Genomic DNA, 12,494 nt, shown 5'->3' on the forward strand with positions numbered 1-12,494 from the left:
GCGTACCAGATCAGCGCCGTGCTCGCGGCCCGGTCCCTTCGCGCGCGAGGTGATCGCGGTGCCTGCCAAGGGCGTCGAACGTCGGCTCACCCAACGTCTCTCGCACACCCTCGGTGTGTGGAGCGACCAGTTGGTACTCGCAGTCAGTGAGGTGCATGTTCGGATCACGTCTGCGGGGGAGTCCACCTCGCACCCAAGTAGCTCTCGGCTCGCCGCCGACGCCGCGGGGCCATGATCGAAGGGAGAAAAACCTCGAGCATCTGCGCGATTCGCAGTTCGAGGTCGTGGCGCTGGGTGAGGACGTTCGACACCAATTGCACCCCTGTGAATGCCGCCACGAAATACCGCGCGAGATGCGCTGGGTCCATCGTGTCGGCGAGGTCGCCCTCGGCGGCCGCATCACGGAAGATGTGATCGAGGCCGGAGATCCAGTCGAGGTAGGGCTTCGGAGGGCCATCCGCGGCGCTGAGCTCGAGGGTGAGTCGGATGCCCGCTCGCACCACGGGATCGTCGATCATCTGACGCCCCATCTCGTACGCCTGCATGACCAATTGCTCGAGGGCTGGCGCGCCGGTGGTGCGGATCTGGGCTACCGCGGCCATCGAGATTGCGTGCTGCTCGTCGATGACGACGGTTCCGAGATCGTCCTTGGATCTGAAGTGGAAGTACACGGCGCCTTTGGTGACGCCGGACTGATCGACGATGTCGGACAGGGTCGTGCGTTCGTACCCCGTGATATCGAAGCACTCGGCGGCCGCACGGATGATCTGCTGCCGAGTCGCGATCGCCCGCTCCTGCCTAGCCACCGATTCAAGTCCCTCTCAGTTCAACGAAACCGACATCTTTCACGAACGTCCCGACCAGCCCCCACACGAGTGACCAGTGATGACGGCACACCGTCTCCCACCGGCGTCCCCGCGCATCGCGGTTACTCGGGCGACCGATTTCATCGGTTCTGCCACCCTACGTGGCGTGGCATCGAGCGAGTGTCGTCCGGGTTGGTGCATTCGCCGCGCTCGCGGTCGCATGCTCCCTGCCGCGCGGAGTCGGGCTGTCAGCTGCCTCGCCCAGCACGGAGAGGACACACAGGTGCTTTCTCCCGCGACGGGCGGGGCTCTCAGCAAGGCACGTTGCCCTCGTCGGTCGAGATTGCACCACCAGCGGCTCGAAGCTGTGTCACACGCACAGCCGGTTGCCGGTTCTGCGGTGAGGGCCAGCAGAGGAATGGATTCGGACGTGGGGTAGTAGCGTCGCGGCACATGGCACGGCCGCGGTTGTGGTCTCCGAGTTATCCGCAGCCTACCCACTAACCGTTCAGTCGGTTTGTTTCTGGATCGCTCCGCTAGGCAACTCAACCCGCCGTCGGGGTTCTTGATCAGCGTAGGTGCGAGTCGGCTCTATTTCTGGGATCCCGAGACGTACTGACCAACGATCGGTGTCCCGTTCCCCTGCCCGCGCTCAGGCCAGCCGGAGACGTAGACGAGCGGCCGGCCGTCGCCGATCGTGGCGTACGCCAAGCCGTTGCCGTCGGCCGTCGTCAACCGACCAACGCGTTGCTGCACGCCCCCATTCTGCAAGGTCGCGTGCAGCGCATCAACAGTCGTTCCGGCCGAGGCCCCACCCGAACCGGCCGGATCTTCCTGCGCCACTGGGCAATATCCCACCGAACCACACGGCTCAGGATCATGGACCCGACGAACTCGCAGCGTCCGCAACCACCGCGTGGGGATAGTCGGCGGCGCGCTGCTGGAACCCGGTGATGGCCGGATTCCGGATCACCCCGTCGCGGATCTCGATCGCGCGCGCAATGACCTGGTCGTCGGCCCAGGCTTCCGGGCCGGACAGGACCGTCCGTAAGTGGGGGAGCAGGGCTTCACTGATTTCCCAGGTCGCGGCATTCCACAGATAGGACGGGCTGTGGTCGACGGCGTAGTAGTGCACGTTGTTGCCGACCACGAAGCTCGGGTCGGTGAACGAGGTGGGCCGCGCCCAGCTGAAACCCATGCCGGCATCACACGACACATCGACGATCAGGCTGCCCGACGTGAACGCCTCCAGGTCTTCCTCGACCAGGAACGTCAGTGGTTCGGCGGTGTCCTGCAGCACGCAGTTGACGACGATGTCGTTCTCCGCGAGATAGGGCGCCAGAGGCACGCGTCCCTCCTCGGAAAGCACGTAGCTCCGATGCGGATCGGCGGCATCGTGCACGAATCGGACGATCCGTGCCGAGTGGATCGGCGAACCGACCGCGGCCACTTCACGATTGGTGAGCACCCGAACGTCGTCGATGCCATGTGCGTTCAGCGCTGTGACGGCACCTCGGGCAGTCGCACCGAACCCGATGACGACCGCGCGCAGCCGACGGCCGTAGTGACCCGTGGAGCCGATGATCTGCAGACCGTGTATCACCGAGCAATATCCGGCGAGCTCGTTGTTCTTGTGGAACACGTGTAGCCCGAACCCTCCGTCGCTGCGCCAGTGGTTCATCGCCTCGAAGGCGATGAGCGTCAGGCGCCGGTCGACGGCCAGTTGCGTCACTTCGGTGTCCTGGACGCAATGCGGCCAGCCCCACACCGTTTGACCCTCACGAAGTTCCGCCAGGTCGCTCGCCTGAAGTTTGGGGAGAGCGATCACGTCGCACTCGGCGATCAACCGGTCCCGGGAGCGGAAGCCCGCCACCAGTGGTTCCAGATCGGTATCGGAAACGCCGAACGGCTCACCGTACCCGGGCTCGAGAAAGATGTGCGCGCGCAGATCGTCGTCGATCCGGTGGAAGTGACGCGGATGGATCGGCAGGCGTCGCTCATTCTTCTTCCGAGAATGCGCCAGGACGCCGAGATCAAGCATATGTGATTGTGCTCCTGCAGGTTTGGGGATGAGGGGCTGGGGTGCGTCAGCGCTTCTTGACGTTCGCGACGATCTCGGAATCGGCCTTGGTGCTCAACCCGGCCTTCTTGTCGGCGCGCTTTTCCTTCAGCGACTTGCCGGATTTCTTGGACATGGAACTGCGAGGCGATTTGTCGGCCATGCTGCCACCCTCAATTGAGGACCTGAAGGGTCCTGATCCCCCGACTGTACGGGACTGTCGACGTGATCGACGCATCATCTCGGGTCGCGGGGGACCTTCGAGGAAGAGAACGACGGTCTCCGGACCCTGATCGGAGGGTATGGAAAGCCTCTGGTCAGGGTCGCGGGGATGTGATGGGACTGGAGCGAGCGCCGGCGCGTCGATCGCAACCGGGGCCACTGGGAAGCGGAGCAGCGTGTGCCCGATCAACCCGCGCCACAACAGAAATGGTGGAAGCGGGATCGGTCGGTCGATGGCCCGTCCGTGTGGGCGCCGATGCTGTGGTCGCTCAGGCGCGTCGTTCTGGTCGGAGCGCCCGTTGCGTCATCTGGACGGTGAATGACTTCGGAGGCCGCCAGACGTCGCGGTCCTCGAATGGCCATGCGTAGGTCAGGGCTCCGTCGCGGATGCAGTCGCGCAGGCCAGGCGCGGCGAGCTCGTGCGATGACCACTCATAGAGCTGCTGCAGCCTGGGGATGATCACCCCGTAGTCCAGTAGTCGGCCGAATCCGAGCTCGGCATCGAGGTAGGACCGAACCCCCTCGGCGAGCGGGTACTGGTCCGGAAGCACGCGAGACAGCTGTAGGAAAATCCCGGTCATGCCCAATCTCGGGTCACCCAGGAACGGGGCGAGAGGGCGTAGCCATCCGAGCGAGAGTCGGGGGGCCGCGACGAGGGCGTGGCTGAACAGGACACGGCAGAGCACGACGTTCATGAAGAAGCGCTCGGCCTCGTTCTCGGCCGCCGCCTCGTCGCGGTGCTCGAGGTAGGCGGCGACCACGCTCCCGTTGTGCGCTCGATACCAGGACCGAGCGGTCGGGTAGTCGGCGAAGGACATCCAGAAGTCGACCGTCTGCGAGGAGGTCGGCCCGGTGAAGTCCCCGCTCAGGGCCACCGCCTCACACCCGTCACGAAGGATGCGCTCGTTCACCGCACGCCACCATGGACTACCGGGATGGTCGCTGGACAGTGGTTGGAGCAGACCTCGCCGGAGTTGCCATCGCATGAACGACATCGCCGCCCGCTGGAACGGGAGATGCCGCGGGGCCTTGCCGTACGGGCCGAAGTAGCAGCGCTGCATGAGCGCGATCCGGCCAGCCGGATCGTCGCGCACAGAAGCGATCTGCTGCTCGGCCCAGGCCGCGGCAGTAGCCCCAGCACTCACCTCAACATGATCGCACGACAACCAGGCCGAGAATCTGCCGAATTCGACCGTTCGGGCTGGCACGGAACGATCCGCGGCCCATCCGCGCTCCGTGCACGGCCGCTGTCGAGCTTCGCTGTCGTGAGATGTGGGGTCATCGGGTGGCGGCCCACGTGTCGTAGACGACGAGCACGTCGACGTAGTTGGGGCAGGCGAATTCGGCTTGCTGGATCAGTCCCTGCCGGATCTGGGCGTCGGCTGCCGGATATCTCGCCCGCAGGTCGCGGACCAGGCCATCGAGGCGTGTCGCATTCTGCTGCGGGCTGTGGGTGGAGGAGAGGTCGTTGATGGCGAAGAAGTGGCAGTCGGCGTCGGCGAGCGCGACGGCCGCGGACACTTCCGCCGCCGGGTCGTCGGAGGAGGAGAGTTCCATGCCGATCATCGTCTGAATGAACTCGGCGGCGAACCAGGTGTCGGGTTTCGCCGATGACACGGCGACGGGTGGCGAGCCGACACGCGAGTCGATCCCGCTGTCACACCCGGCCACCGTGATGACGGCGGTGATGCAGGCCGCAGCTGCGGCCACCTTGGACATATAGGAAAGTCAACCCGACCAGGCGCGTGCGATCCACCCGCAACCCGAATCCTGTCGGCGTCACCGGTGATCGGCACCCGGTGTGGTCGTTCAGGTTGTAGGCCGGGCGATGCGGAGTTGTTTGTCGGCGTGACGCTCGACGAGCAGAGGCACGAAATCGCGGATGGGTTTGCCGTCGAAGCGGATTCGGGCGCGGATGACGGCATCGCTGACTTCGGAGAGGGATTTGTTCGGGTACTTGGCGGCGAGGCGTCGGATCGAGAGGTCGATCAGGTGCTGTTCTTCTTTCGGCAACATGAGAAAGTCTCACTCAGCTCAGTGACCTTGGCCAATAGGACTGCTTCTGTTCCTACTTCCGGCGCGTGTCGGGCTCCGCGAGTGTCGCCGCTGCGGATTTCGAGGGACTTGCGTAGTTCCGTTTCCGGCCTATTCCTTCTGGTTGGTGAGCTGGGCCCGGATCCGGCGTTCAACGAACAGTGGGATGAAGTCGCGGATGGGCCGGTTGTAGAAGTCCTCGCGGGCGCGGGCGATCATCGCGGCGACGTCATCGTCGGTCAGGTGCGGAAAGTCGTTCTTGATCGCCGCCGCAATGTCGCTCAGTGCCGCGGCCTCTTTCGAGTCGGCGTCGTCCTTCTTCTTGCCCATACCGGCATTCGACCATCGAACGGTGAACGCCAGGTTGCCGTTTCCTGGCAATTTGCCCTGCGTTCGGGCCCTTCGGTGCGTGCTTCTCCGATATATCGTCTCTTTCCCAACTCCGCTGCTGGGTCAGCCCAACCCATCCGGTGACCTGACTGGTCAAAATGCAGGAGAATGCTGTTGAGGGAGTGTCAATCCATGGTTCGAATACCAAGAGCTCACAGCGGAGGTAGACGATGGACATCCTCGTTCTCATCGGCCGAATCTTGTTCTCGGTCTTGTTCCTGACATCGGCTCTCGGCCACCTGACGCAATCCAAGGCCATGGCCCAGTACGCCGCGAGCAAGGGCGTACCCGTCCCGCAGCTCTCCGTCGTGGTCTCGGGCGTGGTCCTGGTCGTCGGTGCATTGAGCGTGCTGTTCGGCGTCTGGGCCGACCTCGGTGCTCTGCTGTTGGTCGCCTTCCTCGTCCCGACCGCGGCGCTGATGCACAACTTCTGGTCCGAATCCGACGCGCAGGCCAGACAGACGGAGATGATCCAGTTCAACAAGGACATCGCGTTGGCAGGCGCGGCATTGATGCTGTTCGCATTCTTCGCTCACACCAGCGATCTGGGGCTGACCATCACCGGGCCACTGTTCACCATCTCCTGAGCTCGGTTCCAGCGCCTGGGTTGGCGTTACCAGTATCTGAGCGAGCTCCTCGGATACACATCAGAAACCAGATGAAAGATACTGCAGCCGTGTGAGTTCAGACGTCTGGTGGATTGCTGATGGCGGCTCCGGCTCAGAGCGATCGTGTGTCGCCGTTGAAGATCCGGTCCTAGGTCCCGAAGCGATGCGGCCGCGAGAAGAGCCAGTCAGGGGCCGGCAGGATCGGGGCGACGGAACCCCTTCCGCGACGCTCGCGTGAGTGGTGTTCTGGATGTGCACCGACTTCGGTCCTCAGGGCCGAGGGGACCATCCACGTGTCAAGGAAGGCGCCATGACCACGATTCATCTTCACCAGACGACCACCGCGACGCCCGAGCAGTTCCTGGCCGGTCTCACCGACTTCGGGCCCGGTCGAAAGGAACTCTTCGGCAACAGTGCCGATGGCTACCTCAAGGTGCATCACGAAGGCCCCCACGACGCTGATGTCACGGAGGGTTCGAGCGGCATCTGGGAAACCCTGCACTACGACTGGACCGACCCCCATCGGGTGGTGATGACGACCACCGACTCCAATTTGTGGGGTGGTGCCTCGGGCCACACCTACACGCTCACCCAGCAGCCCTCGGGTGTGACAGATGTGGACGCCGTCGTGGTCCGCGATGGCAAGAACCTCAGGGGACGGTTGCTCGCGGGGGTGCTCGGATTCTTCGGCACCCGCGTTCTGGGGAAGCAGTTCAAGAAGTCCGTCGAGGCCATCGAAGCTCGCAACGGCGGCGCGACCGGAAAGAACACGCAGACGCGAGAAGAGTGAACTGAAGTGTCGGTGCCTTGTGCAGCTCGAACGCCAGCTGCGGCCTGCCCGGCACCAACAGTGACGGCCGGGTACCCCTAGAGCGTGCCGTTCTCGATGTCGCGTTTCATGGCCTGCTGATTCTCGATGTGAGAGGACACGCCGTTCTGCACGGTGTAGTCGATCAGCACTGCGGGTGCCCTGAACGTCAGGTGCTCGACGACAGTGGTCGCGCCGCCGTTCTCGGTGAAGGTGAACTTCTGGTTGGTGATCACGCCGGGCGCATCCCAGGTGTCGGTGGTGTACCAGCGTTCGGCGGCGTACGTCCGTTGCTGCCCGACGGTGCGACCCGGAATCGATGCCGAGCCGGCCGGGATGTCCTCGAGGGCGATGAACTCCCAGACGTCGGCGTCGGTGTAGCTGCGGCGGTCGAGGATGCCCTTCAGGAACGGGTGGCGTCCTAGGCTGTTGTTGAAGTTCGAGTACGCCGGGAACACCCGATCGGCGGGCGCGTCGATGGTGACGGGCAGGTCGACGGTCACGGTCGTCAGTGCCCAGTCGGCCTGGCTCGACTCGAGCCGATAGGCCGCCCACGAGGCCTCCCATTCCAGGTCGACCGCGGAGGGAGACGAGGAACCTGAATCGGTTTCGGCCCCGGCGACTCCCATTCCCATGTTGCCCAGCGCGATCCCGGTGACGAGGACGCAGGCTGCGAGAAGCTTGGGTGCACGGTTCCCGGACCACCGGCCGCCACGCTGTTCAGGACGTTCGACCATCGTGCTTCCCCACCCGTCGAGACCGTTGCCGCGATTCGGCAACCATGCGAATGATACGCCGACCGAGTCCTCGGTCGTGTCGTATGGGATCACTCCCGGCAGAACGTTTTTCGCCCGTTCGAGTTTCGATCAGGGTGCGTTCCGCCCACTCGGATCCGGGTAGAGATACCCTTGCTCCCTCAGCTGCGCAGGGTAGTGGCGCCGCGACACCGAAGGGATGTCCCTATGCAGTCGGCAGTGCGGGTGCGGGTGGGCAACCTCCCGCACGAACTCACCAATTTCGTCGGCCGTCGCCGTGAGCTGGCGGAGGTTCGTCGGCTGTTGTCCGAGTCGCACCTGGTGACGCTGACCGGGATGGGTGGTGTCGGTAAGACCCGGCTCGCGCTGCGGGTCGCGGCGAACCTTCAGGAAGACTTCGAGGACGGGGTCTGGCTCGTCGAGCTCGGGGCACTCGCCGAACCGCACCTGCTCGCGGACACGGTGGTCGCCGCGCTCGGGCTCCGGGAACGAGTGGCCCGCTCGCCACTTCCACTGCTCATCGACTTCCTTGCCGACCGGCGCGCGTTGATCGTTCTCGACAACTGCGAGCACCTGGTGACGGAGGTCGCCGAGCTCACGAAGGCCGTACTGAGCGCATGCCCCGAGGTGCGGATCCTGGCGACCAGTAGGGAGGCGCTGGCCGCCGGGGAGGAGGCGGTGCTGCGGGTTCCGCCACTGACAGTTCCGGATCCGGACACAACGGCGTCGCTGCGGGGTCTGGGCCGGTACGAGGGCGTCGTCATGTTCGAAGCTCGGGCTCGCTCCGCGGTTCCCGGGTTCAGTCTGACCGTGGACAACCAGTGCATGGTCGCGGAGATATGCCAGCGGCTCGAAGGCCTGCCGTTGGCGATCGAACTGGCCGCGGCCCGGCTGCGCGCGCTGTCGCTGAAGCAGATCCTCCTTCGGCTCACCGACCGATACCGGTTGCTGACCACCGGCACTCGCGTCGCCCCGTCGCGGCAGCAGACGTTGCAGCTGTGCATCGACTGGAGTCACGACCTGCTGAGCGACCGGGAGCGGACGCTGTGGCGCCAGCTGGCGGTGTTCGCCGGCGGCTTCGAGCTCGACGCCGCAGCCGAGGTCAGCGGCTTCGCCGACAGCGAGCTGGTCGACGTGCTCGGCTCGCTGGTCGACAAGTCGATTCTGATCCGGGAGGAGACGGGCGAGGTCGCCCAGTACCGGATGCTCGAGACGATTCGCGAGTACGGGCTGGAGAGGCTGGCGGAGGCCGGCGAGTCGGCGCTCCTGCGGCAGCGTCACCAGGGCTGGTGTGAGCGGCTGACGCTGCAGGCAGAGGCCGAGTGGATCGGGAACCGGCAACTCGAGTGGCTCGCTCGATTCGACCGGACACGCGACGATCTTCGCGCGGCGCTGGAATTCAGCGTCACTGCCGCGGCGGAACCGGACGCCGCGCTGCACATGGTCGTCGCGATCTATCCCTACTGGGTTTCCCGCGGTCTGTACAGCGAGGGGCGGTACTGGATCGATCGGGCGCTGGCACGTGCCGACGGCGCTCCGGCCGGGTCGCGGGTGACGGCGCTGTGCCTCGGCAGCATGCTGGCGTTGATGCAGGGGGATATTCCGGCGGCCCAGGAGTGGACCGATGCGGCGTGCGCCCTGACACACCCCGAAGACGATCCCGCGGTGTTCGCGTTCGCGGTTTCCGCGACCGGCTACCTCGCGACCTTCTCCGGTGACTTCGCCCGCGCAATAGAGTGTTTCGAGGAATCACTGCCGACACTCCGCGCCGAGGGCGCCCCGCTGGCCCGCGTCGGGACCCTCGTCGGACTCGCCATGGCATGCGGGCTGGCGGGGGACTCTCGACGCGCGATCGCCTGCCACGAGGAGGTGGTCGCCCTCACCGCGTCGTACGGCGAGTCCATGTACCGGTCCTATTCGCTGGGCATGCTGGGACTGGCGGTCTGGGAGCAGGGCGACACCAAGCGCGCGGCACAGCTGATCGAAGAGGGGGTGCGGCTCACCCGTCTCGTCGACGATCCTCTCGGCCTCGCGATGTGTCTCGAGATCCTGGCCTGGCTCGCTGCGGACCGTCCCGAGCGGGCCGCGGTACTGATGGGTGCATCAGCGTGGGTGGGGGAGGCGGCCGGCAGCCCCACGATCGTGGTCCGCGACCTGTTCGGCCATCACGATCGAGTCGTTCGCGAGTCGACGGATGCAATCGGCCAGAAAGCGTTCGAGGCCGCCTTCGCGCGCGGGCGCGACCTCTCCGTGGACGCGGCAATCGCCTACGCACTCGGTGACCAGACGCCCGCCGAGCCGAGTGCGAGCGCGCCGACGATGCGTCTCACCCGACGGCAGCGAGAGATCGCCGAACTCGTCGCACAGGGGATGACCAACAAGGCCATTGCGCAGCAGCTGGTGATCTCACAGCGCACCGCGGAGGGGCACGTGGAGAACATCCTCACCAAGCTGGGCTTCACGACACGCGCGCAGATCACAGCGTGGGTCGCCGCGGGCGCGGGTCAGGAGGCCTGACGGCGGGAGGGTCTCCGGTGGCTCCGGAGCGCTCACGAGAAGTCGACGATTCTCGAGGGGGACCGGCCGCCCGGCCGCAGTGCTCTCGAGCGGTCCCGAGTCCGCGGCCGTTGTGCCGCGGTTCGTCGAGTACTCGGGACACGAGATGCGCAGATTCACCGAAACCAACCCAGTCCCCATCGATTTCGACATCCTCGCTGTCTTCGTCGACGATGGACTCGTGATGCAGCCGAGTAGCGAATCCCTCTGGCGTCCGGAGGCCTCCACGACAAGGGCGCTTCCCCTGGACGACCCGCGTTGGAAGGATCTGTCGACCAGGGACGGCGATGCTACGTGGGTGCCCGACTGGTTGCGCGCGATGAATGCGGATCCTGTGGACGGCGAGCGCTTCACCGAGCAGTGGCCCGCACTCGTTTCGGAAGGCACCACCTGGCCGGCCGCCGTCGCTGCTTTTCCGTACCTGGTCAGCATCGCTCGGCGCGTGAGCGTCGAGCAGCGACTCGAGTACGTCACCGTCCTCGGGCTCATCGTGAGCGACTCCACGCCCAGCATGTGGCAGGAGACGATCGCCGCCGTTTCGTCTCGGGACGTGGGGCCTGATCCTCATGCAGAGGCGCTCGCCGAGGCGCGAAGGATCACTGTCGAGACTGCCGCGCTTCCACACCGGGACGAGCGCGACCTCCGCTACGTGCTCATGACCCTCGCCGCGCTCAATGGCCACTCGGAACTCTCGGCAGTGCTCGACGACCTCGACGACGAAGAGACATGCCCGCGCTACGCAGCGCATCTCTGGGGAGCGAGCGGGGACGCCGACAGCTGATTCGTCCGCGTAGGCAGCACTCGTGTTCGTCGTGCGAGCCGCCGATGGCAGCGTCACGTTGCGCGGTGAGCTCGGGCCTCTTCAGGTGGCGTGGAGAGACGAGAGAGAAACTGGAAGTGAGGTTCGGTGCGGGCCGGGTCAGACCTTCTTGACGACGCTCGACTTGAGTTGCATCGGCCCGATTCCGTCGATCTTGCAGTCGATGTCGTGGTCGCCGACTCCGTTGACAAGGCGGATGTTGCGCACCTTGGTGCCGGCCTTGATGCCGGTGGGGCTGCCCTTGACCTTGAGGGTCTTGACCACAGTGACGGTGTCGCCGTCGGCGAGGACGTTACCTACAGCATCCGTGATCACCCCTGACTCGTCCGCAGCATCCGCGGACGCCGGCGCCCACTCGTGTGCGCACTCCGGGCAGACCAGAAGCGCCCCCATCTCGTAGGTGTACTCGCTGGAGCATTCAGGGCAGGGAGGCAGGGTCTGGTCCACCGGATCAGGATATTCCAGATCCCTGATGGAAAATGCCGACCGGCTACCGGTCCGGTCGGCATCGTCCGAAGGTGGGCACGGATCAGCGTGGCGTCGTGGTACGCCCGGTCAGGAAGTCGATGAGCACACTGTTGACTTCGTCGGGTCGCTCCAGGTAGCCGAAGTGTCCACAGTGTTCGATCTCCTCGTAGCGGGCGCTCGGGATGGCGTCGGCAACCTCCCGTCCGAACACGGCCGGAGTCATCCGATCGTCCGCGAATCCGATGACCAGACTCGGGACGGTGATGCGGGCATAGTCGGCGAGCCGATCGTGAGAGCGGTCCATGCCGAGTTGTGCGCGGACACCCGCCGACGGCGTGGCCGCGGCAGAGAACTCGAAGATGTCGAGCCACTCCTGCGCCCGGTCCGGGTCCTCGAGAGTGTGGGGTGAGAGGTTGAGCGTCGCCTTGATCGCGGCGGCATACGGCGCCGGCAGCTTCATACCCTGGTCGTGAAGCGCCTGTTCGCCGAGGTTGAGGGTGTGGGCCATCGGGTGAGGGCGACCGGTGGCGGCGAGCATGACGGCCTTGGCAACCAGGTCCGGGCGCGCCAGGGCCAGTTCGGCGACCACACGGGAACCCATCGATGTGCCGACCACGTGGGTGGGGGTGCCGCCGAGGTGCTCGATGAGCGCCACTGTGTCGGCGACGAGGTCGTCGATGCTCATCCCGCCGGCGCACTCGTCCGACGGTGCGATCCCGCGATTGTCGACCGTGGCGACCCGGAACCCGGCCTTGACCAGGGCCGGCACCTGATAGGTGCGCCACACTCGTCCGGGGCTGCCAGTTCCCATGATCAGCAGCACCAGTGGACCCTCGCCTGTGACGTCGTAGTTCAGTCGGATCCCGTTGAGGGTGGCGATCGGCATGAATCTTCTTCCGTGTCAGTGTCTTTCGGGACGACAGGGGTCGTGTCCCGCGTGGGTGCGAAGCGACGTGTACCGCCCCGTC

The 12,494-nt window shown here is 65.5% G+C and carries 15 protein-coding genes; 4 read left to right on the forward strand and 11 right to left on the reverse strand.

Annotated features, from left to right (window positions below; translation table 11 throughout):
- Positions 1-164 precede the first annotated feature (164 nt).
- The 8 genes from FFS72_RS04540 to FFS72_RS04565 form a co-directional block, all read right to left on the reverse strand.
- Positions 165-806, reverse strand: a complete 642-nt coding sequence (locus tag FFS72_RS04540) for a ScbR family autoregulator-binding transcription factor (RefSeq protein ID WP_249353121.1) — start codon at positions 804-806, stop codon at positions 165-167.
- Positions 807-1,397: 591 nt separating this feature from the next.
- A complete protein-coding gene (locus tag FFS72_RS26330; RefSeq protein ID WP_171018562.1) occupies positions 1,398-1,562 on the reverse strand; it encodes a hypothetical protein in 165 nt (54 codons plus the stop codon).
- 121 nt (positions 1,563-1,683) lie between these two features.
- Positions 1,684-2,847: a N(5)-(carboxyethyl)ornithine synthase gene (locus FFS72_RS04545; protein ID WP_137872838.1), complete on the reverse strand. Its 1,164-nt coding sequence runs from the start codon at positions 2,845-2,847 to the stop codon at positions 1,684-1,686.
- A gap of 46 nt (positions 2,848-2,893) precedes the next feature.
- On the reverse strand, positions 2,894-3,028 hold the full coding sequence (locus FFS72_RS26935; RefSeq protein ID WP_283235402.1) for a hypothetical protein: 135 nt from the start codon (positions 3,026-3,028) through the stop codon (positions 2,894-2,896).
- Positions 3,029-3,356: 328 nt separating this feature from the next.
- Entirely contained in the window at positions 3,357-4,232 is an 876-nt protein-coding gene (locus FFS72_RS04550; RefSeq protein WP_137872839.1) for a hypothetical protein, read from the reverse strand.
- Between the two features lie 133 nt (positions 4,233-4,365).
- Complete coding sequence (locus FFS72_RS04555) at positions 4,366-4,806, reverse strand: hypothetical protein (RefSeq protein WP_137872840.1); 441 nt, start codon at positions 4,804-4,806, stop codon at positions 4,366-4,368.
- A 90-nt stretch (positions 4,807-4,896) separates the two neighbouring features.
- Positions 4,897-5,103, reverse strand: coding sequence for a three-helix bundle dimerization domain-containing protein (locus FFS72_RS04560; RefSeq protein WP_137872841.1), 207 nt, complete (start codon positions 5,101-5,103; stop codon positions 4,897-4,899).
- 129 nt (positions 5,104-5,232) lie between these two features.
- Complete coding sequence (locus FFS72_RS04565) at positions 5,233-5,451, reverse strand: three-helix bundle dimerization domain-containing protein (RefSeq protein WP_137872842.1); 219 nt, start codon at positions 5,449-5,451, stop codon at positions 5,233-5,235.
- 230 nt (positions 5,452-5,681) lie between these two features.
- Here FFS72_RS04565 and FFS72_RS04570 point away from each other — a divergent pair, with 230 nt between their 5' ends.
- Both FFS72_RS04570 and FFS72_RS04575 read left to right on the forward strand, forming a co-directional pair.
- The gene (locus tag FFS72_RS04570; protein ID WP_137872843.1) at positions 5,682-6,098 is read left to right on the forward strand and encodes a DoxX family protein; all 417 of its coding nucleotides are present in this window, start codon (positions 5,682-5,684) and stop codon (positions 6,096-6,098) included.
- A gap of 331 nt (positions 6,099-6,429) precedes the next feature.
- Positions 6,430-6,909 (forward strand): hypothetical protein, encoded by a 480-nt coding sequence (locus FFS72_RS04575; protein WP_137872844.1) that lies wholly within the window; start codon positions 6,430-6,432, stop codon positions 6,907-6,909.
- Between the two features lie 77 nt (positions 6,910-6,986).
- On the opposite strand, the gene FFS72_RS04580 is transcribed toward FFS72_RS04575, so the two are convergent.
- Positions 6,987-7,664 carry an aldose epimerase family protein gene (locus tag FFS72_RS04580; RefSeq protein ID WP_137872845.1) on the reverse strand — a complete coding sequence of 226 codons (678 nt, stop codon included), beginning with the start codon at positions 7,662-7,664 and terminating at the stop codon, positions 6,987-6,989.
- 225 nt (positions 7,665-7,889) lie between these two features.
- Between FFS72_RS04580 and FFS72_RS04585 the strand changes: the two genes are divergently transcribed.
- Positions 7,890-10,199, forward strand: a complete 2,310-nt coding sequence (locus tag FFS72_RS04585) for an ATP-binding protein (RefSeq protein ID WP_137872846.1) — start codon at positions 7,890-7,892, stop codon at positions 10,197-10,199.
- Between the two features lie 145 nt (positions 10,200-10,344).
- Positions 10,345-11,019: a hypothetical protein gene (locus FFS72_RS04590; RefSeq protein WP_137872847.1), complete on the forward strand. Its 675-nt coding sequence runs from the start codon at positions 10,345-10,347 to the stop codon at positions 11,017-11,019.
- Positions 11,020-11,157: 138 nt separating this feature from the next.
- On the opposite strand, the gene FFS72_RS04595 is transcribed toward FFS72_RS04590, so the two are convergent.
- Both FFS72_RS04595 and FFS72_RS04600 read right to left on the reverse strand, forming a co-directional pair.
- Positions 11,158-11,505: a zinc ribbon domain-containing protein YjdM gene (locus FFS72_RS04595; protein WP_137872848.1), complete on the reverse strand. Its 348-nt coding sequence runs from the start codon at positions 11,503-11,505 to the stop codon at positions 11,158-11,160.
- Between the two features lie 82 nt (positions 11,506-11,587).
- Positions 11,588-12,412, reverse strand: a complete 825-nt coding sequence (locus FFS72_RS04600) for an alpha/beta fold hydrolase (RefSeq protein WP_137872849.1) — start codon at positions 12,410-12,412, stop codon at positions 11,588-11,590.
- Between the last annotated feature and the right edge of the window lie 82 nt (positions 12,413-12,494).

Source organism: Rhodococcus sp. Q (genome assembly GCF_005503035.1).
Taxonomy (GTDB): domain Bacteria; phylum Actinomycetota; class Actinomycetes; order Mycobacteriales; family Mycobacteriaceae; genus Rhodococcus_G.